Origin of the sequence: Amycolatopsis thailandensis, from assembly GCF_002234405.1 — a bacterium.
Lineage (GTDB): Bacteria > Actinomycetota > Actinomycetes > Mycobacteriales > Pseudonocardiaceae > Amycolatopsis > Amycolatopsis thailandensis.
Window position 1 is genome coordinate 34,424 of record NZ_NMQT01000118.1, and the last position, 19,803, is coordinate 54,226.

At 69.8% G+C, this 19,803-nt stretch carries 25 protein-coding genes; 14 read left to right on the plus strand and 11 right to left on the minus strand.

Translation table 11 applies throughout. From position 1 onward, the window contains the following. Positions 1 to 44: 44 nt before the first annotated feature. The 3 genes from CFP71_RS31680 to CFP71_RS31690 form a co-directional block, all read right to left on the minus strand. A complete protein-coding gene (locus CFP71_RS31680) occupies positions 45 to 398 on the minus strand; it encodes a hypothetical protein (RefSeq protein ID WP_026466908.1) in 354 nt (117 codons plus the stop codon). 57 nt (positions 399 to 455) lie between these two features. Further along, complete coding sequence (locus tag CFP71_RS31685; protein ID WP_093937621.1) at positions 456 to 2,513, minus strand: ATP-dependent DNA helicase; 2,058 nt, start codon at positions 2,511 to 2,513, stop codon at positions 456 to 458. A gap of 125 nt (positions 2,514 to 2,638) precedes the next feature. Next, entirely contained in the window at positions 2,639 to 3,229 is a 591-nt protein-coding gene (locus CFP71_RS31690) for a biotin transporter BioY (protein WP_093937622.1), read from the minus strand. Between the two features lie 153 nt (positions 3,230 to 3,382). Here CFP71_RS31690 and CFP71_RS31695 point away from each other — a divergent pair, with 153 nt between their 5' ends. Further along, positions 3,383 to 4,048, plus strand: coding sequence for a choice-of-anchor P family protein (locus tag CFP71_RS31695; RefSeq protein ID WP_093937623.1), 666 nt, complete (start codon positions 3,383 to 3,385; stop codon positions 4,046 to 4,048). A gap of 101 nt (positions 4,049 to 4,149) precedes the next feature. Here CFP71_RS31695 and CFP71_RS31700 read toward each other — a convergent pair whose 3' ends face one another. Genes CFP71_RS31700 through CFP71_RS31710 form a run of 3 tightly spaced genes read right to left on the minus strand, consistent with a single transcriptional unit; the run spans position 4,150 to position 6,700 of the window. Continuing rightward, a complete protein-coding gene (locus CFP71_RS31700) occupies positions 4,150 to 4,803 on the minus strand; it encodes a bifunctional 4-hydroxy-2-oxoglutarate aldolase/2-dehydro-3-deoxy-phosphogluconate aldolase (protein ID WP_093937624.1) in 654 nt (217 codons plus the stop codon). Continuing rightward, the gene (locus CFP71_RS31705) at positions 4,800 to 5,375 is read right to left on the minus strand and encodes an isochorismatase family protein (RefSeq protein WP_093937625.1); all 576 of its coding nucleotides are present in this window, start codon (positions 5,373 to 5,375) and stop codon (positions 4,800 to 4,802) included. The genes CFP71_RS31700 and CFP71_RS31705 overlap by 4 nt, the downstream gene beginning before the upstream one ends. A 20-nt stretch (positions 5,376 to 5,395) precedes the next feature. Beyond that, entirely contained in the window at positions 5,396 to 6,700 is a 1,305-nt protein-coding gene (locus CFP71_RS31710) for a nicotinate phosphoribosyltransferase (protein ID WP_093937626.1), read from the minus strand. A gap of 74 nt (positions 6,701 to 6,774) precedes the next feature. On the opposite strand from CFP71_RS31710, the gene clpS reads away from it, so the two are divergent. From clpS to CFP71_RS31745, 7 genes are all read left to right on the plus strand, one after another. Continuing rightward, positions 6,775 to 7,074 (plus strand): ATP-dependent Clp protease adapter ClpS, encoded by a 300-nt coding sequence (gene clpS, locus CFP71_RS31715; protein WP_005165655.1) that lies wholly within the window; start codon positions 6,775 to 6,777, stop codon positions 7,072 to 7,074. Then, a complete protein-coding gene (locus tag CFP71_RS31720; protein ID WP_037320714.1) occupies positions 7,071 to 7,628 on the plus strand; it encodes a DUF2017 domain-containing protein in 558 nt (185 codons plus the stop codon). Before clpS ends, CFP71_RS31720 begins: the two co-directional genes overlap by 4 nt. Then, a complete protein-coding gene (locus CFP71_RS31725) occupies positions 7,625 to 8,617 on the plus strand; it encodes a P1 family peptidase (RefSeq protein WP_093937627.1) in 993 nt (330 codons plus the stop codon). Before CFP71_RS31720 ends, CFP71_RS31725 begins: the two co-directional genes overlap by 4 nt. A 137-nt stretch (positions 8,618 to 8,754) precedes the next feature. Continuing rightward, positions 8,755 to 9,162 (plus strand): M67 family metallopeptidase, encoded by a 408-nt coding sequence (locus CFP71_RS31730; protein WP_007028263.1) that lies wholly within the window; start codon positions 8,755 to 8,757, stop codon positions 9,160 to 9,162. Positions 9,163 to 9,233: 71 nt separating this feature from the next. Continuing rightward, the gene (locus CFP71_RS31735) at positions 9,234 to 9,506 is read left to right on the plus strand and encodes a MoaD/ThiS family protein (protein WP_005165659.1); all 273 of its coding nucleotides are present in this window, start codon (positions 9,234 to 9,236) and stop codon (positions 9,504 to 9,506) included. 3 nt (positions 9,507 to 9,509) lie between these two features. Beyond that, positions 9,510 to 10,460: a PLP-dependent cysteine synthase family protein gene (locus CFP71_RS31740; protein WP_093937628.1), complete on the plus strand. Its 951-nt coding sequence runs from the start codon at positions 9,510 to 9,512 to the stop codon at positions 10,458 to 10,460. Positions 10,461 to 10,549: 89 nt separating this feature from the next. Continuing rightward, positions 10,550 to 11,263, plus strand: a complete 714-nt coding sequence (locus tag CFP71_RS31745; protein ID WP_093937629.1) for an aspartate/glutamate racemase family protein — start codon at positions 10,550 to 10,552, stop codon at positions 11,261 to 11,263. Here CFP71_RS31745 and CFP71_RS31750 read toward each other — a convergent pair. Then, on the minus strand, positions 11,224 to 12,096 hold the full coding sequence (locus CFP71_RS31750; RefSeq protein ID WP_093937630.1) for an arylamine N-acetyltransferase family protein: 873 nt from the start codon (positions 12,094 to 12,096) through the stop codon (positions 11,224 to 11,226). The two genes, CFP71_RS31745 and CFP71_RS31750, sit on opposite strands and share 40 nt — an antisense overlap. Positions 12,097 to 12,177: 81 nt before the next feature. Here CFP71_RS31750 and CFP71_RS31755 point away from each other — a divergent pair, with 81 nt between their 5' ends. Genes CFP71_RS31755 through rdgB form a run of 5 tightly spaced genes read left to right on the plus strand, consistent with a single transcriptional unit; the run spans position 12,178 to position 15,846 of the window. Continuing rightward, on the plus strand, positions 12,178 to 12,843 hold the full coding sequence (locus CFP71_RS31755) for a rhomboid family intramembrane serine protease (RefSeq protein ID WP_378277604.1): 666 nt from the start codon (positions 12,178 to 12,180) through the stop codon (positions 12,841 to 12,843). Beyond that, complete coding sequence (gene murI, locus CFP71_RS31760; RefSeq protein WP_093937632.1) at positions 12,840 to 13,646, plus strand: glutamate racemase; 807 nt, start codon at positions 12,840 to 12,842, stop codon at positions 13,644 to 13,646. The genes CFP71_RS31755 and murI overlap by 4 nt, the downstream gene beginning before the upstream one ends. 30 nt (positions 13,647 to 13,676) lie before the next feature. Then, positions 13,677 to 14,444, plus strand: coding sequence for an MBL fold metallo-hydrolase (locus tag CFP71_RS31765; protein WP_093937633.1), 768 nt, complete (start codon positions 13,677 to 13,679; stop codon positions 14,442 to 14,444). Between the two features lie 23 nt (positions 14,445 to 14,467). Beyond that, the gene (gene rph / locus CFP71_RS31770) at positions 14,468 to 15,244 is read left to right on the plus strand and encodes a ribonuclease PH (RefSeq protein ID WP_093937657.1); all 777 of its coding nucleotides are present in this window, start codon (positions 14,468 to 14,470) and stop codon (positions 15,242 to 15,244) included. Next, a complete protein-coding gene (gene rdgB, locus CFP71_RS31775) occupies positions 15,241 to 15,846 on the plus strand; it encodes an RdgB/HAM1 family non-canonical purine NTP pyrophosphatase (protein WP_093937634.1) in 606 nt (201 codons plus the stop codon). Before rph ends, rdgB begins: the two co-directional genes overlap by 4 nt. Positions 15,847 to 16,093: 247 nt before the next feature. On the opposite strand, the gene bcp is transcribed toward rdgB, so the two are convergent. From bcp to CFP71_RS31790, 3 genes are all read right to left on the minus strand, one after another. Then, positions 16,094 to 16,570: a thioredoxin-dependent thiol peroxidase gene (bcp, locus tag CFP71_RS31780; protein ID WP_093937635.1), complete on the minus strand. Its 477-nt coding sequence runs from the start codon at positions 16,568 to 16,570 to the stop codon at positions 16,094 to 16,096. A gap of 27 nt (positions 16,571 to 16,597) precedes the next feature. After that, complete coding sequence (locus tag CFP71_RS31785) at positions 16,598 to 17,143, minus strand: hypothetical protein (RefSeq protein WP_093937636.1); 546 nt, start codon at positions 17,141 to 17,143, stop codon at positions 16,598 to 16,600. A gap of 200 nt (positions 17,144 to 17,343) precedes the next feature. Further along, positions 17,344 to 17,526, minus strand: coding sequence for a hypothetical protein (locus tag CFP71_RS31790; RefSeq protein ID WP_026466904.1), 183 nt, complete (start codon positions 17,524 to 17,526; stop codon positions 17,344 to 17,346). A gap of 130 nt (positions 17,527 to 17,656) precedes the next feature. Between CFP71_RS31790 and CFP71_RS31795 the strand changes: the two genes are divergently transcribed. Continuing rightward, positions 17,657 to 18,616: a glycoside hydrolase family 25 protein gene (locus tag CFP71_RS31795; protein WP_279629257.1), complete on the plus strand. Its 960-nt coding sequence runs from the start codon at positions 17,657 to 17,659 to the stop codon at positions 18,614 to 18,616. A gap of 195 nt (positions 18,617 to 18,811) precedes the next feature. On the opposite strand, the gene CFP71_RS31800 is transcribed toward CFP71_RS31795, so the two are convergent. Further along, a complete protein-coding gene (locus CFP71_RS31800) occupies positions 18,812 to 19,768 on the minus strand; it encodes a LysR family transcriptional regulator (protein WP_093937637.1) in 957 nt (318 codons plus the stop codon). Positions 19,769 to 19,803 lie beyond the last annotated feature (35 nt).

The following is a 19,803-nucleotide window of genomic DNA, read 5'->3' on the forward strand; positions in this document are numbered from 1 at the left end:
TTCATAGCAAATTTTGCTATGAAAGGCCCCTTCATTGCACTTGGCTAGTGCTTCGCGGCGTGGCCTTCGGAGCTCCAGACCACGTACGCCTCGTCGGCGTCGGTGGTCATGGCCTCGATGAACTTCTCGTTGTCGAAGCCCGGCAGCGTTTGCAGCCGCTCGATCAGCGCGTCGGCGGCCGGGTCGCCGCTGGGGATCGCGGTGCCCTTCCCGTCGGCGCCGGCGAGCATGAAGAAGACGTCTTCTTTCCACGGGCCTTCAGGGATCACTCTGACCACCACCGCGGACAGCTCGGACCACGTGACGGCTTCCTCGCTTCCGTCCGCGAGCTGGCGCCGCACTCCGGTGTCATCGACGCTGACCGTCCGGGATTGTGCGTTGGGCGACTCGTGGGACAACCGGTTCTCCCTGTCTTCGGCGTTCCGTTAACGGTACTCGGCCGTGTTCCAGGCCACTCAGGCCGGGGCGGCGGCGTCGAGGCGGCGCAGCGCGTCGCGGGCGACCTTCGGGTCCATGGTCGGCCAGAACGGCGGCAGCGACGCGCGCAGGAACCCGCCGTAGCGGGCGGTGGCCAGCCGCGAGTCCAGGATCGCCACGACGCCGCGGTCGGTGACCGAGCGGTGCAGCCGTCCGGTGCCCTGGGCGAGCAGCAGGGCGGCGTGCGTGGCCGCGACGGTGAGGAAACCGTTGCCGCCCCTGGCCTCCACGGCTCGCTGCCGGGCCGACGAGACCGGGTCGTCCGGACGCGGGAACGGGATCCTGTCGACCACCACGAGCTGGAGCGACGGACCCGGCACGTCGACGCCCTGCCACAGCGACAGCGTGCCGAACAGGCAGGTGCGCGCGTCCTCGGAGAACTTCTGCACCAGGAGGCCGGTGGCGTCGTCGCCCTGGCAGAGGATCGGCAGGTCGAGCCGCTCCCGCATCTCTTCGGTGGCCTGCTTCGCCGCGCGCATCGAGGAGAACAGGCCGAGTGTGCGCCCGCCGGCGGCCTCGATCAGCTCGGCCAGCTCGTCCATCGTCGAGGGCTGCAATCCGTCCCGTCCCGGCGGCGGCAGATGCTTGGCCAGGTAGAGGATGCCGTTGCGCTTGTGGTCGAAGGGGGAGCCGACGTCGAGACCGGTCCACTTCGGGCCGTCGGCGTCGTCGGTGTCGGCCGGGGCGGCCTTGTCGGTCGCCGCGCCCGGCGCCTTCTCGACCCTGGCCCCGCCGGGCGGGAGACCCCACTGCCGGGCCATGGTGTCGAACGTGCCGCCCAGGGTCAGCGTCGCCGACGTGAGGACGGTCGTGTGCTGGTTGAAGACCCGCTCCCGCAGCAGACCCGCGACACCCAGCGGAGCGACCTTCAGCGCGGGCGGCCGCGGGTTCGTGGAGAAGCGGTCCCCGGTCAGCCAGACGACGTCGCGCTGGTGCGCCTTGTCGTCGTCGAAGGCTTCGAGCAGCCGGACCGCGGTGTCGTGGACTTCTTCGAGCAGCGACCGCGCGAGTTTGCGGGCGGTGGCCTCGTCGACGTCCTCCTTCCGGTCCTTGCCGAGCGAGGTGAGGCAGCGGTGCGCGGCGTCGCGGACCGCGGGGATCGCGCCGTTGAGGGCCTGCGGCAGCGAGTCCATCCGGCCCGACGGCATGTCGTCGAGGATCAGGGCCAGCCCGTCGCCCGCCTCGAGCAGCTGGTCCGCCACCTCGTCGTCGACCAGTTTCCCGCAGCGCCGGGCGGCGGCGGAGACCATGCCGCTGGTCAGCTCGCCGGTCGCCACGGAGGTCACGCGATCGACGAGGTCGTGCGCCTCGTCGATGATCACCAGGTCGTGGTCCGGGAGTACCTGGTAGCCCTGCAACGCGTCGATCGCCAGCAGCGCGTGGTTGGTGATCACGACGTCGGCCTTGCCCGCCTCGGCGCGGGACCGTTCGGCGAAGCAGTCCGTGCCGATGGGGCAACGTGAGGCGCCCAGGCATTCCTTGGCCGTCACGGACACCTGACGCCACGCCTGGTCCGAGACGCCGGGGACCAGCTCGTCACGGTCCCCGGTCTCGGTGTCGGACGACCATTCCCGCAGCCGGGTGACCTCCTTGCCCAGCCGGGAGACGGCGAACGGGTCGAACAGCTGCTGATCCTCCGGCTCGTCCGGGGCGCCGGAATCGAGCCGGTGGAGGCAGAGGTAGTTACGACGCCCCTTGAGGATCGCGAAGGTGGGTTCACGGCCCAGGGGCTTCTTGAGCGCCTTCGCCAGCCGGGGGAGGTCCCTGTCGACCAGCTGGCGCTGCAACGCGATGGTGGCCGTGGAGACCACGACCGTGGCCTCCTTCTCGACCGCGTGCCGGATCGCGGGAACGAGGTAGGCCAACGACTTCCCGGTGCCGGTGCCCGCTTGGACGGCCAGATGCTCGCCGGTGCGGATGGCGCGGCCGACCGCGTCCGCCATCTGGACCTGGCCCTCGCGCTCGGCACCGCCCACGGACTCGACCGCGTGGGTCAGGAGTTCGAGGACACCGGGGAAATCAGCACGGGAGGGCACGGGACAAGACGATAGCCGGGGGCACCGTCAAGATCGTCCGCCCCGTGCAATGAAGGGGCCTTTCATAGCAAAATTTGCCATGAAAGGCCCCTTCATTGCAGCGCGTGGGGCGGTGAAAGGGCCGGTCACGACTCCTTGCGGAAGCGGGAAACCAGCGCCCAGGTGGCCGGAAGCAGCGCGGCCGCGACGGCGATCTTCAGCGCGTCCCCGATCAGGAACGGCACGACACCCTTTTCGAGCGCGGTCGACAGGCCGAAGCCGGTCGACGCCATCAGCCACGGCACCCCGACCGAGTAGATGACGAGGTTGCCCAGCACCATCGTCCCCGCGGTGCGCAGCGGCGTGCGGTCCCCGCCGCGACCGGCGAGCGCGCCCACCAGCGCGCCGGCGAAGACGAAACCGACGATGTAGCCCGCGCTGGCGCCGAACAGGCCCGACGAACCGTTCTGGAACCAGCCGAAGCCGGCCGCGCCGACGGCGAGGTACAGCGCCATCGACAGCGCGCCGCGCTTCCAGCCCAGCGCCGCGCCGACGAACAGGGCGGCGAACGTCTGGCCGGTCATCGGCACCGGCGAGCCGGGCACCGGGATCAGGATCTGGGCGGCCGCGCCGGTCAGGGCGGCGCCACCGGCGACCAGGACGGCGTCACGGACCAGCGCGCCGGGAACGAGGTCGGCGAGAACCGGACGGGTGCCGGCCACAGACAGCGAAGACACTCAGACCTCCTATGAGTACACGAATGTGAACCGAGGTTAACGGCAGAAGGCGGGCCTTGGACCGAATGTCGGCCACCTCACGGTCATGGCCCGTCCACTCGTCCGGGTGGCGTGGGCCTGCGCGGGTCAGGCTCTTGGTGGAGGCTGCCGGACATGAGGAAACCCGTTTCGAGGCTGTTGTCGGTGACGATGCTGACCGGGGCGCTGGTGACGGGAGGCCCGGCGATCGCGTCGGCCGATCCGGCGCCCGCGACGGCGTCCGCGTCGGTGGGTTCGCTCGACGTGGAGATCGGCGACGAGCACGTGGTCACCGGCGAGCTCGCGCCCTGTGACGTCGACGGTCCCCTGACCGCGACGACCCGGGGCGGCTCGACCGGCGACTTCGCCCGGTTCGGCGGGGGTGAGTCGCGCTGCGGCCGCAACGGTGCGGCGGCCGTCGGCGAGGCGGCCGGGCGGCGCTTCGAGACCACCCTGCTCAAGCGTTTCGGCGGCCCGGTGATCAAGGTCCGCACCTTCATGGCGAAGTGCAGCACCACCAAGGACGGCAGCCTCGGCTACATCGAGTTCGGCGACGTCACCGGGTTCACCCTGCCGGAGAACATCCCGCAGAACTACCGGCTGACCATCGCGGGCGGCAAGGGCGGCACGGCGCTGGCGTCGCTCACGGTCAACGAGACCGTCACGCCGACACCGCCCGACGGGAGCCTCGTGACGCACATGCTGCACATCAAGCTGTTCCCGCAGGGCGGCGGACCGGCGAAGGGCGACATCTACCTCGGGACCGCGCGCTGCGACCCCTACGGCAAGAAGAAGCCCTGACCCCCTTCGCTCGCCCGAGTGTCATGAAGGGTCCCCTTAGGACAAGTTTCGTCCCATGGGGACCCTTCATGACACTTCGCGAGCCGAAACGCGGAAGGGGCTCAGGGGCGCGAGACGTATTTCGCGGCCGCGGCGACGAACTCGCCCGCCCGGGTCGCGAGGTCCGTCAGCGACCCGCCGGAGGTGAGCGCGTCACCGAGCAGCGGCGTGGCGGCCGCGACGGCGATCGAACCCGCTTCGAGGTACTTCCCGACGTCGGCCAGGTGCACGCCACCGGTCGGCACCAGCGGGATGTCCGGCATCGGCGCCCGGATCGCCCGCAGGTAGGCGATCCCGCCGACGGCGGCGATCGGGAACACCTTCACCGCCGCCGCGCCGAGCCGCCAGGCCTGGTCGATCTCGGTGGGCGTGAGCGCGCCGCAGATCACCGGCAGCCCGCGTTCGTGCGCGCGTTCCAGCACCAGCGGGTTCACCGTGGGCGTGACCACGAACGTCGCGCCCGCGTCCGCCGAGAGGTCCACATCGGACACCTCGCGGACGCTCCCGGCGCCGACGTGCGCGTCGTCGCCGAGCTTCTTGCGGATGGTCGTGATGGCGTCCGGGGCGCCCGGCGTCGTCAACGCCGTTTCGAGCACCCGCACCCCGGCCGCGTGCAGCACCGTCGCGGCGTCGGCGAACCGGCTCGCGTCCGCGGCCCGCAGGATCGCGACGAGCCGGTTCTCGATCAGGGTGTCCTGGAGGTCGTGCTGGATCATGCGGCCGGGACCGGCGCCTTTCCGGTGTAGGTGACGCCCGCCTCGTCGAAGTCCTTGAGCGCGGCGTCGACCGTCGGCTGCGAACCGCCGACGGTGAGGTCCAGCAGCACCCGCACCTTGAAGCCGGCCTTCGCCGCGTCGAGCGCCGTCGCGCGGACGCAGAAGTCGGCCGCGATGCCGACGACGTCGACCTCGGTGACGTCCCGCTCCTTCAGCCAGGCGTCGAGTGTCTTGCCGTCACGCGCGTTGCCTTCGAAGCCGGAGTACGCGGCGGAGTACTCGCCCTTGGAGAAGACCTCGCTGATCGGGACCACGTCGAGCGCGGGGTGGAACGACGCGCCGGAGGTGCCGGCGACGCAGTGCCGCGGCCAGCTGTCCTTGAAGTCCGGCGTCTCGCTGAAGTGGTCGCCCGGGTCGATGTGGTAGTCGCGGGTGGCGACGACGTGCGCGTAGCCACCTTCGGCGGCCTGCTTGGAGATCGCTTCGGCGGCGGCGGCGCCACCGGGCAGGCCGAGCGACCCGCCTTCGCAGAAGTCGTTCTGCACATCGACCACGATCAGGGCGGTCCCCATGGGTTTCTCCTGAGTTCTTTTCAGACGAATACGGTCGGGATGGCGGGGTCCCCGTGCGAGAGCTTGAGCCCTTCCCACGGCAGGCTCACCAGCGCCCGCCGGAGCCGCTGGCGCGCGTCGTCCAGCGTGGGCAAATCATCCACCGTCCGGCCGTCCCGGACCAGCGGAATCTGCAATTCGTGGTCGTTCGGTCCCCGTTCCGGTACCGCCGAGCCGGCGGTCCAGATCACCTCTTCGACGGCGGTGCCGGTCTCGCGGTGCCGCCGGATCGCGGATTTCCGCCCGCCGCGGGACTCTTTGTGCGCGCTGCGCTTGGCGACCGGCTTGCCGTCGACCTCGACGAGCTTGTAGACCATCCCGGCGGTCGGCGCGCCGGAGCCGGTGACGACCGAGGTCCCGACGCCGTACGCGTCGACCGGTTCCGCCCGCAGCGCCGCGATGGCGTGTTCGTCGAGGTCGCCGGACACCACGATGCGGGTGTCCTTGGCGCCCAGGGAGTCCAGCTGCTCGCGGGCCTTGCGCGCCAGCGGGCCGACGTCGCCGGAGTCGATGCGGATCGCGCCGAGCTCGGTCCCGGCCACCCGCACGGCGGTCTCGATGCCCTTGGTGATGTCGTAGGTGTCCACCAGGAGCGTGGTGTCGGCGCCCATCTTGCCGACCTGCGCGCGGAACGCCTCTTCCTCGCTGTCGTGCAGCAACATGAACGCGTGCGCGACGGTGCCCCGCGTCGGGATGCCGTAGCGGCGGCCCGCTTCGAGGTTGGAGGTCGTCGCGAAACCGGCGAGGTACGAGGCCCGCGCGGCGGCGACGGCGGCCCACTCGTGCGTGCGGCGCCCGCCCATCTCGATGATCGGCCTGCCGTGCGCGGCGCCCGACATCCGCGCCGCCGCGGACGCGATCGCGCTGTCGTGGTTGAGGATCGAGAGGATCAGCGTCTCCAGCACGACGGCGTCGCCGAAGCCTCCGGTGACGGTCAGGATCGGGGAGCCGGGGAAGTACAGCTCGCCCTCGGCGTAGCCGTCGATGTTCCCGGAGAAGGAGTAGTCCGCGAGCCACGAAAGGGTGGCGTCGTCGACGACGGCCGTCGCTTCCAGCTGGCTCAGTTCGGCGTCGGTGAACCGGAAGTCCGCGATCGCGTCGAGGACCCGCCCGGTGCCCGCGACGACGCCGTAGCGGCGGCCGTCGGGGAGCCGACGTGCGAAGACCTCGAAGACGCACGGCCGGTCCGCGGTCCCGTCGGACAGCGCGCTGGCCAGCATGGTCAGCTCGTAGTGGTCGGTGAGCAGCGCGGTGCTGGCGCCAGTGGCCGCCTCGGGGAAACCCATGGTGCCAGCCTATTCACCCACATGGCCGGACCTGCCAACCCGTACCGGGTTGGGCCCGTGACACCATGGAGTGCATGTCCACGCCTGTCGCATCCGAGCAGACGCAGGTTGATCCACAGGGAGTAGAAGTCGTCTCTGAGGACAAGCCCTGGCGGACGGTCGTCTGGAACGATCCGGTGAACCTCATGTCGTACGTGACGTACGTGTTCCAGAAGCTGTTCGGTTACAGCCGGGACCACGCGACGAAGCTGATGCTCGACGTGCACCAGAAGGGCAAGGCGATCGTGTCCTCCGGTTCCAAGGAGAAGGTGGAGACCGACGTCGCGAAACTGCACGCGGCCGGCCTCTGGGCCACTATGGAGCAGCCCTCATGAACGGATGGCGCCGCAAGGGCGAGACCATCGTCGCCGGTTTCGAGCAGCAGGAGGCCGCGGTGCTGCGCGGTCTGGTCAGCCAGCTGGAGGACATGCTCACCGCGCGCGCCGAGGAGGCGCCGCAGGACGAGCTGGCGGAGCTGACCGGGATCCGGACGGGACCGACGGAGTCGCCGGACGATCCGGTGCTCTCCCGGCTGCTGCCGGACTTCCACAAGCTGGACCCGGACAACCCGACCCGCGAGGACATCGACTCGGCCGCCGCGATGCGGTCGATCCACGAGCCCGATCTGCTGGACAAGAAGGTCGGCGTCGCCAAGATCGTGCTGGACACCCTGCCGCGTGACGGCGGGAACGTGCGGCTGACCTTCGAGCAGGCCGACGCGTGGCTGGGCGCGCTCAACGACGTCCGGCTCGCGCTGGGCACCGCGCTCGACGTCACCGAGGACATGCCCGACGAGCTGCCCGAAGACGATCCCCGCGCGCCGCATCTCGGCGTCTACCACTGGCTGACGTGGGTGCAGGAGACCCTCATCCAGTCGCTGACCTCGTGATCACCGACGTTCCCGGCGTGCTGGTCGGGCACCACGAGCGGGTCGGCGACGGCTGGGCGACCGGGACGACGGTCGTGCTGGTCCCCGATGGCGCCGTCGGCGCGGTCGACCAGCGCGGTGGCGCGCCGGGTACGCGGGAGACCAATCTGCTGGAGCCGGAGAACCTGGTCCAGCACGTGAACGCGATCTGCCTGTCCGGCGGGAGCGCGTACGGCCTGGCCGCGGCGGACGGCGTCATGCGCTGGCTCGCCGAGCGGAACCTGGGGATCCCGGTCGGGACCCAGCCGCACGAAGTGGTGCCGATCGTGCCCGCGGCGGTGCTGTTCGACCTGCCGCGCGGTGACTGGGGCAACCGTCCGGACGCTTCCTTCGGTTACGCGGCTTGCGAAGCGGCCGCCGGGGGTCCTGTGCCACTGGGGACCGTCGGCGCGGGCGCCGGGGCGAAGGCAGGATCACTCAAAGGCGGGATCGGGACCGCTTCGGAGCGGGTGGGGGAGTTCACCGTCGGCGTCGTCGCCGCGGTGAACGCCGCCGGCGAGGCCGTCGACCTCTCGACCGGCCGCGCCTTCGCGGCGGATCACGAGGTCGACGGCGAGTTCGGTGTCCGCTGGCCCGACCGGCCCGGCGACGTCGAGACGAAGGCGGCGGGGCTCAACACGACCATCGGCGTCGTGGCTGTCGACGCGGCACTGTCCAAAGCGGAGGCACGGCGGCTCGCGGTGGCCGCGCAGGACGGTCTCGCCAGGGCGGTCCGCCCGGCGCACACGATGTTCGACGGCGACACGGTGTTCGCGCTGGCGACCGGCGACCGGGAGCTGCCCGGCGGCGCGGGTCCCGTCGCGGCGGCGCGGCGCGCGATGGTGCTGGACACGCTGTGCTCGGCGGCCGCGCGGGTGTTCGGGCGGGCGATGGTGCACGGCGTGCTTTCGGCCACTTCGGCCGGTGACATGCGCGCGTACCGCGACGTCTGGCCCGAAGCCCTCTCCTGACCACTGATCTTCGCATTTCGTCCTCTGGATGCGGTAGTTGCACGCGCAAGGACCGCATCCAGAGGACGAAACGCGGGATCGAGTGGCGGCAATCTCAGAGTGTGGACCGACCGCGTCCAGCACCTAAGATGTGCGGTGTGCTCCGGATCCGCCGTGAACTAGTCGACGAGATCGTCGCCCATGCCCGTCGTGACCATCCCGATGAGGCGTGCGGGGTGATCGCCGGTCCCGAGGGCTCGGACAGTCCCGAGCGATACATCCCGATGCTGAACGCGGCGCGCTCGCCCACGTTCTACGAATTCGATTCGGGCGACCTGCTCAAGCTCTACCGCGAGATGGACGCCAACGACGAGGTCCCGGTGGTCATCTACCACTCGCACACCGCGACCGACGCCTACCCGTCCCGCACCGACGTCTCGTACGCCTCGGAACCAGACGCGCACTACGTGCTCGTCTCCACCAAGGACCCCGATTCGCATCAGTTCCGGTCGTACCGGATCGTGGACGGGGAGATCACCGAGGAGCCCGTCGAGATCATCGGCTGAACCCCCGTCCGGAATAACCCGGACCGGCCCGAACGTCTGCGTAGTAGAGAAACCACCGGAGGTAGAAAACCATGGCCGTGACCGTGTCCATCCCGACCATCCTGCGTACGCACACCGGCGGCGAGAAGTCCGTCGAGGCGACCGGCAAGACCGTGCTCGAGGTGATCGACGACATCGAGTCCCGCCACGGCGGCCTCAAGGCCCGCCTGGTCAAGGAAGAGAAGCTGCACCGCTTCGTCAACGTCTACGTCAACGACGAGGACGTCCGTTTCTCCGGTGGCCTCGAGGCCGAGGTCAAGGACGGCGACACCCTGACCATCCTGCCCGCCGTGGCCGGTGGCTGATCGATGGCTCGCTTCGAGTCGCTGCTCGACGCGCTCGGCGGCACCCCGCTGGTCGGCCTTCCCCGGCTTTCGCCCACCCACGACGTGCGGTTGTGGGCGAAGCTGGAGGACCGCAACCCGACCGGTTCGATCAAGGATCGCCCCGCACTGGCGATGATCGAGGCCGCCGAGCGTGAAGGCACCCTCCGGCGCGGCTCCACCATCCTGGAGCCGACGTCGGGGAACACCGGGATCGCGCTCGCCATGGCCGCGAAGCTCAAGGGCTACGGCCTGGTGTGCGTCATGCCGGAGAACACCTCCACCGAACGCAAGCAGCTGTTGCAGGCGTACGGCGCGCGGATCGTCTTCTCCCCGGCCGCGGGCGGGTCCAACGAGGCCGTGCGCCGGGCGAAGGAACTGGCCGAGGCCAACCCGGACTGGGTCATGCTCTACCAGTACGGCAACCCGGCCAACGCCGACGCGCACTACCGCGGCACCGGACCCGAACTGCTCAAGGACCTGCCGACGCTGACGCATTTCGTCGGCGGCCTCGGCACCACCGGCACCCTGGTCGGCGTCGGGCGGTACCTGCACGAGGCGAAGCCGGACGTGCAGATCATCGCGGCCGAACCGCGCTACGGCGAGCTGGTCTACGGTCTGCGGAACCTCGACGAAGGCTTCGTCCCGGAGCTCTACGACGCCAGCGTGCTCAACGGCCGGTTCTCCGTCGGCGCGTACGACGCGCTTCGCCGGACTCGCGAGCTGCTGGAGCACGAAGGCATCTTCGCGGGCATCTCGACCGGTGCCGTGCTACACGCCGCGCTGGCCGTCGCCGAGAAGGCCGCCGCCGCGGGTAAGCCCGCCGACGTGGCCTTCGTGGTCGCGGACGCCGGGTGGAAGTACCTCTCCACGGGCGCTTACTCCGGCTCGCTCGACGAAGCGGCCGAGCGGCTTGACGGGCAGCTCTGGGCCTGACCTGGCTTCCGGATGTCATGAGGGGTCCCCATGGGACAGATTTCGTCCTATGGGGACCCCTCATGACACGCGCTGGCACGATGGCGGGCATGAAGGTCATCGGGCTGCTGGGCGGGATGAGCTGGGAATCGTCGGCCGGGTACTACCGGCTGGTCAACGAGCGCGTCCGTGAGCTGCGCGGCGGGTTCCACTCCGCGCGCACCGTGCTCTACTCCGTGGACTTCGCCGAGATCGAGGCGATGCAGGCCGAAGGCCGCTGGGACGACGCCGGACGGGAACTGAACCGCGCCGCACGCGCCCTCGAAGCCGCCGGAGCGGACTTCGTCGTCCTGTGCACCAACACGATGCACAAGGTCGCCGATCAGCTCACCGAAGGCCTCGGCGTCCCGCTGCTGCACCTCGCCGACGCCACAGCCGCCGCGGTCAAGGCCGCGAACATCCACAGAGTCGGCCTTCTGGGCACCGGCTTCACCATGGCCCAGCCCTTCTACCGCGAGCGCCTCGCCGCGCACGGGCTCGACGTGCTCGTCCCGGACGAGCGCGACCGTGACACGGTGCACCGCGTCATCTACGACGAACTCGTCCACGGCATCGTCACCGAGGACTCTCGCGAGCGGTACCGCGAGGTCATCGCGAGGCTCGTCGAAGCAGGCGCCGAGGGCGTGATCTACGGCTGTACCGAGATCGAACTGCTCGTCGGCCCCGATGACAGTCCCGTGCCGACCTTCCCCACCACCCGGCTGCACGCCGAAGCGGCCGTGGACTACGCGTTGGGCAAGTCCTCGCTCCCTCCCGCCGTATGACGTTCGTGCTGACCGACGGCCTGCCGCCAAAGCCTGTCCTGTTCTTCACCGGTGAAACCGCCGCGAGCCACCCCGAAGACGTCCTCGATCGCCGTCCACCACTCGGCCGGTGATTCCAGCACGGTCTTGCCGCCCGGCAGGCCGCTCAAGGTCAGCGCGCGCAGCGAGTCCACGCCCTCGGCGTCGCGCCGCTGGAGCACCAGCGTGCGGACGAATCCGGAGTCCTCGGACGTGGACAGTTCGACGTGTTTCTCGGCGAAGTCCGCCATCACGGCCGCCTCCGGCGCGAAATCCATCCCGACGAAACTGCCCTGCGGATCGTGGTCGAACCGCCAGCCGCCGGGGGTGACCTCCGACGGCCGCATGCGGAACACCAGCGGCCCCTGTTTGTACTCGCCTTCACGCAGGGGGAGCGGCTCGTGGATGCCGTCCCCGAGGCCCACGTCGACCAGCCAGCCGTCCTCGGGTGCCTCCGGCAGCCCGGTCACCGTCAGGGCGAGGTGGTTGAGGTGGATCCCGGCCTGTTCGCCGGCGAGCTGCGCCCCGCTCGGATGCCGGGTGACCTGGTAGCCGAGCGCTCGCAGCAGGGCCGAGAACGCGCCGTTGAGGTGGTAGCAGTAGCCGCCGCGACCGGCGGCGATCCGGCCGAACGACACCGCCGGATCCAGCGACGTCACCCGGCCCAGCTGGACTTCGAAATCTTCGTACGGCACCCGCTCCACGTGTGCCTTGTGCAGCCTGAAGAGCGCGTCGAGGCCCGGCGGCTCGTGTTCGAGGCCGAGTCGCGCGAGGTAGACGGGCACGTCGACGTGCTCGGAAGCAGAGATCCCCATGCGAGCGACCGTAGCGGCACCCACCGACAATTCAGGGTTCTCACGGAGGCGATCCCGCTGTTCCGCTCGTAGCCTGGGATGGTGACCACTTTGCCTCCCCAGCCGGTCCCGGCGAGCGAGTCGCCCGGTGCGGATCCGGCCAAACGCGTCCTGCCGCCGAACCCGAAGGCCGCCGCGATCGTGGCGCTGGCCTTCACCGTGCTGCTCTACCTGGTCGAACTGGTCGACGTCGTGCTGCCCGCCGACCTCGACCAGGGTGGCATCCTCGCCCGCGACCTGTCCGGGCTCGACGGCGTGATCTGGGCGCCGTTGCTGCACCACGGCTGGGGCCATCTGTTCTCCAACACCGTCCCCGTCCTGGTGTTCGCCTTCCTCGCGATGGCCGCGGGCATCGGCCGGTGGGTGCTGGTGACCGCGATCATCTGGGTGCTCTCCGGCCTCGGCGTCTGGCTGATCGCGCCGAGCGGCACGGTGACCGTGGGAGCGTCCGGCGTCGCCTTCGGCTGGCTCGCGTTCCTGCTGGTCAGGGGCATCTTCAACCGGGCGGCCGGGCAGATCCTGGTCGCCGTCGTGCTGCTCGGCATCTGGAGCGGAATGCTCTGGGGACTGCTTCCGGGTACGCCGAACGTCTCGTGGCAAGGCCACTTGTTCGGCGCGCTGTCCGGGATCTTCGCGGCCTGGGTGGTCGCGCGGATGGACAGGTCCCAGGCCAGGAAAGCGACCGGTCCCGGTAACCTCGCCGGGTGACCAAGCCGAGCGCCGACGCCCCGATCGGCGTCTTCGATTCCGGGGTGGGCGGGCTCACCGTCGCCAGGGCGATCCTGGAGCAGCTGCCCGGTGAGCAGTTGCGCTACGTCGGCGACACCGCCCGCAACCCGTACGGGCCGCTTCCGATCGCGACGGCACGCCAGTACGCGCTGGAAGCGCTGGACGACATCGTCGAAGGCGGGGTGAAGGCGCTGGTCATCGCCTGCAACACCGCCTCGGCCGCCTGCCTTCGCGACGCGAGGGAGCGCTACGACGTACCCGTGGTAGAGGTCGTCCTCCCGGCCGCGCGCCGGGCCGTCTCCGCCACGCGTTCGGGCCGGATCGGCGTGATCGGCACCGAGGGCACCGTCCGGTCCCGCGCCTACGACGACGCCTTCAACGCCGCGCAGGACGTCGAGATCACCAGCGTCGCGTGCCCGCGGTTCGTGGACTTCGTCGAACGCGGCATCACCACCGGGCGTCAGGTGCTCGGGCTCGCACAGGGCTACCTGGAACCACTGCTGGACGCGCAGGTCGACACGCTGGTCATGGGCTGCACGCACTACCCGTTGCTGTCCGGGGTGCTGCAGATCGTCATGGGTCAGGACGTCACGCTGGTGTCCAGCGCCGAAGAGACCGCGCGTGACCTCGTGCGTGTCCTCACCGAGGACGATCTCCTCGCCGAGCGCGACACCCCGCCCCGGCACGAGTTCGTCGCCACCGGATCCGCCGAGCCGTTCACCAGGCTCGCTCAGCGGTTCATGGGCTTCGCGCCGGGTGTGCTCGCTCCCACCAGTGCGTAAAATCGCCGATTCCGTGCTTAAGGTGTCACAGTGCGTCTCACGATCCTCGGCTGCTCAGGCAGCATCCCCGGGCCCAACGCCGCCGCGTCCGGCTATCTGCTCGAGGCGGACGGGTTCGTCCTGGGGCTCGAATTCGGCAACGGGACGCTCGCCAGGCTTCAGGCCCTGCGCGACCCGTTCGACCTGGACGCGCTGATCCTTTCGCATCTCCACCCCGATCATTGCGCCGACGTCAGCGCGCTCACCGTGCTGCGGCGCTACCACCCGGCGCTGCCGTATCCGGCGAGGCCGGCCCGGCTGCCGGTGTACGGGCCGTCCGACGTGCACGAGCGGCTCGCCTACGCCTACGCGGCGAACGAGGAGGAGCGGGCGACCACCGATCTCTCCGACGTCTTCGCCTTCCACCCGCTGAGCGCGGAGCCCGAGCGGATCGGTCCGTTCGAGATCACCGCGGTCCCGGTCGACCACCCGACCCCGGCGTTCGGCCTGCGGATCGCGCACGGCGGCAAGACCCTCGCCTACACCGGCGACACCGGCGTCTGCGACACCCTCACCGACCTCGCCGGTGGTGTCGACGTCCTGCTCTCCGAAGCGTCCTGGACCGACTCGCCCGACCGGCCCGCCGGTGTCCACCTGTCCGGCAAGGAAGCGGGGGAGCTGGGCCGCAAGGCCGAGGTGGGGCGGCTGCTGCTCACCCACGTCGCGCCCTGGACCGACCGCGCCGCCGTCCTCGCCGAGGCGGCCGTCGCGTACCCCGCGGCCGAGCTGGTCGAACAGGGCGCCGTCTACGACCTCTGACGCGGGGTTCTAGAGTGGCGGCCGTGGCGAGAAAAGACGGCAGGAACGACGACCAGCTTCGCGACATCAAGATCACCCGCGGTTTCCAGCGGTGGCCCGCGGGCTCGGTGTTGATCGAATTCGGCGACACCAGGGTGCTGTGCGCGGCGAGCGTCACCGAAGGCGTCCCCCGCTGGCGGGCCGGTTCCGGCCTCGGCTGGGTCACCGCCGAGTACGCGATGCTGCCGTCGGCGACCAACACCCGTAGCGACCGCGAATCCATCAAGGGCCGCGTCGGCGGCCGCACCCACGAGATCTCCCGGCTGATCGGCCGGTCCCTTCGCGCCTGCATCGACCTGGCGGCGCTGGGGGAGAACACGATCGTCATCGACTGCGACGTCATCCAGGCCGACGGCGGCACCCGCACGGCCGCGGTGACCGGTGGCTACGTCGCGCTCGCCGACGCCGTCACGTGGCTCGGCGCCGCGGGCCGCCTCGCCGACCCGCAGCCGCTTTCGTCCTCCGTGGCCGCGGTGAGCGTGGGCGTCGTCGACGGCCGGGTGCGCCTCGACCTGCCCTACGAAGAGGACTCGCGCGCGGAGGTCGACATGAACGTCGTCGCCACCGACGCGGGCACCCTCATCGAGGTGCAGGGCACCGGCGAGGGCGCCACCTTCGCGCGGTCCACTTTGGACACCATGCTGGACATGGCACAGGCCGGTTGCGAAGAGCTGACCCGGCTCCAGACCGAGGCCCTCGCGCTGCCGTATCCCGGCGAACTCCCCGAGCCGCGCCCGGACAAGAAGAAGGGCGCGAAGTGACCCAGCTGCTCCTGGCCACCCGCAACGCGAAGAAGCTCGGAGAACTCCGGCGCATCCTGGTGGCCGAAGGGATCGAAGGCGTCGAGGTCATCGGCCTCGCCGACGTCCCCGAGTTCCCCGAAGCACCCGAAACCGCTCCGGACTTCGAAGGCAACGCGCTCGCGAAGGCGCAGGACGCGGCCGCCGCGACCGGCCTCCCGGCCATCGCCGACGACTCCGGCATCGCCGTGGACGCGCTCAACGGCATGCCGGGCGTGCTCTCGGCCCGCTGGTCGGGCAAGCACGGCGACGACGAAGCGAACCTGGACCTCGTGCTGGCGCAGCTTTCCGACACTCCCGACGAGCGGATGGGCGCGGCCTTCGTCTGCGCGGCCGCGCTGGTCGTCCCCGGCGGCGAGGAGACCGTGGTGCGCGGGGAATGGCGAGGCTCGCTGATCCGGGAGCGCCGTGGTGCCAACGGATTCGGGTACGACCCGATCTTCGTGCCGGAGGGCGGGACGCGGACCTCGGCCGAGCTGGATCCGTCCGAAAAGGACGGTGCTTCGCATCGGGGGAAAGCTTTGCGCGCGTTGGTGGGGGAGCTGCGGAAGCTGGCCGGTTGAGGTGGTCGTGAGTGGCGATTCGGGTTCTGGCGGACTCGTCTTTACCTACCCACCGGTGTGATCGGCGGTCGAGTGATGCCGGTGTGGTCGACGGGGGAAGATTCCGGCCGTTGGACGTCCGGAATCTTCCCTCGTCATCTCGTCTGCAGCCGGTCGCGCCCTGGCAGCCGCGGAACCACCACTCTCGCCCAGTTCAGGCGTGGGTAGGTAATACCGGTCCGCTCTGACCCGAATCGCCACTCACGATTCAGGACGCCAGGTCGAGGTCCCGCAGCAACTTCGCGACGTGTCCCGTCGCCCGCACGTTGTACTGCGCCACGGCGATCTTGCCCTCGGCGTCGACGACGAACGTCGAGCGGATGACACCTTCGTAGACCTTGCCGTAGTTCTTCTTCTCACCGAAGGCGCTGTATGCCTTGAGGACGGTCTTCTCCGTGTCGGAGAGCAGCGGGAAGGTCAGCCCTTCCGCTTCGACGAACTTCGCCAGCTTCGCGGGCTTGTCCGGCGAGATGCCGAGGACCTGGTAACCGGCGTCGTTGAGTTGCGCGAGACTGTCCCGGAAGTCGCAGGCCTGCTTCGTGCAGCCCGGCGTGCCGGCGTTCGGGTAGAAGTACACGACGACCGACTTGCCGCGGAAGTCGCTGAGCTTGACGTCGTTGCCCTCGCTGTCGGGGAGGGTGAAGTCGGGCGCTTTGTCGCCGGGGGAGAGTCGCTGCTCGGTCATGACGCACACGGTAGCGAACCGGCGGCGTCAGACCTTCCCGCAGTACTTCGCGGCGACCGGCTCCGAGGGGCTCGGCCGCACCTGGAGGCGCAGCTTCACCGGCCTGTCCGGCACGGCGAACGCCAGGTTCAAGTGGACCGACCGGCCGGGCGCCACGTCCTTGCCGGCGTCCGCGATGCCGTTGTAGCCCTGTGTGGGGTCGACGACCTGTTTGACCGACGGGCTTTCGCCGTCCACCTCGCCGGTCACGGACAGGCCGGAGAGCCGGTACGTGCCGTCGCCCGCGTTCGTCACCTCGATGCCGAAGGCCACCGCGCGCGGACTCTGCGGGTACGCCGACGCGCTGGGGCGGAACGACTTCGGCGCGGACACGGCGATCGTCACCCCGGTCGCGAACCGGTGCGGGGCGCCGAACGCGAGGTCACCCTCCGCGTGCGTCGCCGCCAGCCCCGGTGCCGGGGCGTCCGCGCCGAGCACGGCGGCCCCTTTTTCCGGTGCCTGAACCCCGCACGCGGCCGCCAGCATCAGTGAGCAGGCGGCGATCAAGAGCTTCGGGGTGCGCGGGGGCGCCATGTGCGGTTACTCCAGTCGGCGGTGCGGGTGGGCCGTTCGAGGTAGTCATTAGTGCCGAAGAGTCCAGAGTGACGGTCTTCCGCAGCCGAGAGGAGCGGCACGGCCGGGTTGACGCGCACCTGGTGTACAGCCGTGGCCGATCCGTGATCGGAAGGGCACGGCTAGTGACAGCAGTCACCTCGGTGACACACCCGCCGGGATCAAACGGCGAAGGCGAAGAACAGGATGAAGATCGCCAGACCGGACACCCAGGCCACGATCAACCAGCCGAAATCGCGCATCGGATCGACCGCCCGGCTCTCCTCGCCAGGGACGTAGACGCCGCGCTCTTCGAACCAGTCCGCCCACCGGGTCATCCAGCGAAAGGGGCTTCGAGACGCCATGACACTCACAGTACGGGTACGGGTGAGCCGGGTCAGCCAGGGAGGGGCCGCCCAAAAGGGCGAATCGGACGTACCTGTAATCGCCCACTAGGCCCTTTTGTCCAACAGGTACACCCGTCAGGCTGTAACGATGGCGCTGGGAATAGATATCTACAGCCGCTTTCAGACCGTTACCGATTGGCAAGCCGTCAAGGATCATGGGGTGACGTTCGTCTTCGTCAAGCTCACCGACGGTGGTGGCTTGCCGAACGGCGGCCGCAACACCGGCGAGGCGCTGGTGGCAGGCGCGAAATCGGTGGGAATCCCGGTGGGCGGCTATCACTTCGCCCAGGCGAATCCTTCGCCGGAAGCGCAGGCCGACGTGCTGATCAACGAGGTCCGGCGGCTCGGGGCGACCGGATGTGTCCCGATGCTCGACCTCGAAGACAACCCGCCCGGCTCGGGTATGCCGGACATCCCCGACGGGCGCAAGCGCGACTTCGCGATCAGGTTTTGCAACCGCGTGGCGGAACACGGGTTCCGTCCCGGTGTCTACATGAACAACGCGCACGCCAAGATGCTGCGTCCGGACCAGTTCGGCGTGCGGGACCTGGTCATCTGGATCGCGCGGTTCGGTGCGAAACCCGATCCGGCCGCGGGCCGCTACGACATCCACCAGTTCACGGAATCCGGTCAGGTCCCCGGTATCCGCGCGAGCAGTGTCGACCTCGACGAGTCCTACACGAACGCCCACTTGACCGGCGGCGGTGCCGCCCCGAAGCGGAAGGCGAGCTCAGAACTCATGGAACGCAGGACCATTCCGGCGAGTACCGCCACCACGTCCGTGCGGCTGCTGCTCTCCGGCAGCGAGTCGGCAGCGATCGTCGTCCGCCCGCGCGTCGACGGCGACGGCGTCACCGACTCGCCCGTATGGCAGGGCAACATCTACGCCTGGGGCAGCGACAAGGTCGGTGTCGGCGGGAATCCCTTGAAGACACCCGGATTCAACCCCAAGACCGTGTCGCACCGGCGGTACGCCCTGCCGGGCGCGGTATGGGCGGACTACGAATACAGCTCGGACGTGGAGTTCGAGATCGACATCATCGGCTGAACCTGGAAGTCCGTGAAGGCCTCCTTCCCTACTCTGAAGGTAGGGAAGGAGGCCTTCACGGACTTCCAGGGGGCGTGCCGCGTCCACGATGAACTGGCACCGGGATATCGCACCTTGTCCACGCCCGGCGCGTGGCTCTCGGACACCCGCATGTCCGGCAGGTTCGCCCGCACGTCCTCGCCGGTGACCACGGCTTCACTTTTCCGAACCGTTGGCATCGTGCACAGGGGTCATGGCCTCGCGGTCCGCCACCGGGAGCCACTGGCGATCCGGGTCGAAGGGCCGGTAATGAGACCGGACGTGCTCGATCAGCAGCGGCAGCGTGGGGTGCCGGTTCTCGTGCCGCCACAGCAGAGAGAACGGGTACACCGGCGTCGGGTCGACGAGCGGGATCTGGACGACGTCCGGATGCCAGGGCACGTGCATCTTCGCGCCGACGAAACCCAGGCGGTCCTTCGACTCGCCGAGCACCTCGATGTGGTGTTCGAGCCCGAAGTTCGGGCCGTCGGTGTCGACGAGGATCCCGAACGCCGGGCACAGCTCCTGCCAGAACTCCGCCCATTCGCTGGCCCGCGCGTTGTACGGCATCCACGCCGTCAGACCGGCGAGCTCCGCCATCGCGACCCGGCGCCGTCGTGCGAGCGGATGCCGTCGCCCCACCAGCAGGTTCGCCGGCTCCAGGTAGGCCGGTATCCGGCCGATCCCGGGGTCTTTCACCGTGTTGACGCGGGCGAAGGCCGCGTCGACCGAATCGGGCAGCATCGACCGGCGCACCGCGCCCAAACCCGGCGTGACGAGCTCCAGTTCGTCGTCGTGGTCGGCGTGGAAGGCGCGGATCACCTCCATGGTCGCCAGCCGGGTGCCGAGGACGTCGACACGCAGGGGGCGGCGCCTGCCTTGAAGACGTTCGACGGCCTGGTCCGCGAGGCTGATCAGCGCCCGGGCGTGGACGAGGAACTCCTCGCCGACTTCGGTCGGCTCGGCGCCGCCGCGGGTCCGCGAAAGCAGCCGCACGCCGAGATCCGCTTCGAGTTTGGCGACCCGTTTGGAGATCGCCTGCTGACTCACGTCCAGCCGGATCGCCGCCTCGCTGAAGTACCGGTCCTCGGCCACCGCGAGGAACGCGCGCACCGCGCCCAGGTCCAGCTCCACCTTGCTCTCCCTACAACTTCTGGTTGTCACTGATC

Bases quoted from the DNA above. Each gene is read 5' to 3' on its own strand.
- CFP71_RS31695 (WP_093937623.1), top strand. From the start codon at position 3,383: ATGAGGAAACCCGTTTCGAGGCTGTTGTCGGTGACGATGCTGACCGGG.
- CFP71_RS31795 (WP_279629257.1), top strand. From the start codon at position 17,657: ATGGCGCTGGGAATAGATATCTACAGCCGCTTTCAGACCGTTACCGAT.
- CFP71_RS31785 (WP_093937636.1), bottom strand. From the start codon at position 17,143: ATGGCGCCCCCGCGCACCCCGAAGCTCTTGATCGCCGCCTGCTCACTG.
- bcp (WP_093937635.1), bottom strand. From the start codon at position 16,570: ATGACCGAGCAGCGACTCTCCCCCGGCGACAAAGCGCCCGACTTCACC.
- CFP71_RS31705 (WP_093937625.1), bottom strand. From the start codon at position 5,375: ATGGGGACCGCCCTGATCGTGGTCGATGTGCAGAACGACTTCTGCGAA.
- CFP71_RS31745 (WP_093937629.1), top strand. From the start codon at position 10,550: ATGAAGGTCATCGGGCTGCTGGGCGGGATGAGCTGGGAATCGTCGGCC.
- CFP71_RS31735 (WP_005165659.1), top strand. From the start codon at position 9,234: ATGGCCGTGACCGTGTCCATCCCGACCATCCTGCGTACGCACACCGGC.
- CFP71_RS31750 (WP_093937630.1), bottom strand. From the start codon at position 12,096: ATGGGGATCTCTGCTTCCGAGCACGTCGACGTGCCCGTCTACCTCGCG.
- CFP71_RS31790 (WP_026466904.1), bottom strand. From the start codon at position 17,526: ATGGCGTCTCGAAGCCCCTTTCGCTGGATGACCCGGTGGGCGGACTGG.
- CFP71_RS31710 (WP_093937626.1), bottom strand. From the start codon at position 6,700: ATGGGTTTCCCCGAGGCGGCCACTGGCGCCAGCACCGCGCTGCTCACC.
- CFP71_RS31720 (WP_037320714.1), top strand. From the start codon at position 7,071: ATGAACGGATGGCGCCGCAAGGGCGAGACCATCGTCGCCGGTTTCGAG.
- clpS (WP_005165655.1), top strand. From the start codon at position 6,775: ATGTCCACGCCTGTCGCATCCGAGCAGACGCAGGTTGATCCACAGGGA.
- CFP71_RS31740 (WP_093937628.1), top strand. From the start codon at position 9,510: ATGGCTCGCTTCGAGTCGCTGCTCGACGCGCTCGGCGGCACCCCGCTG.
- CFP71_RS31700 (WP_093937624.1), bottom strand. From the start codon at position 4,803: ATGATCCAGCACGACCTCCAGGACACCCTGATCGAGAACCGGCTCGTC.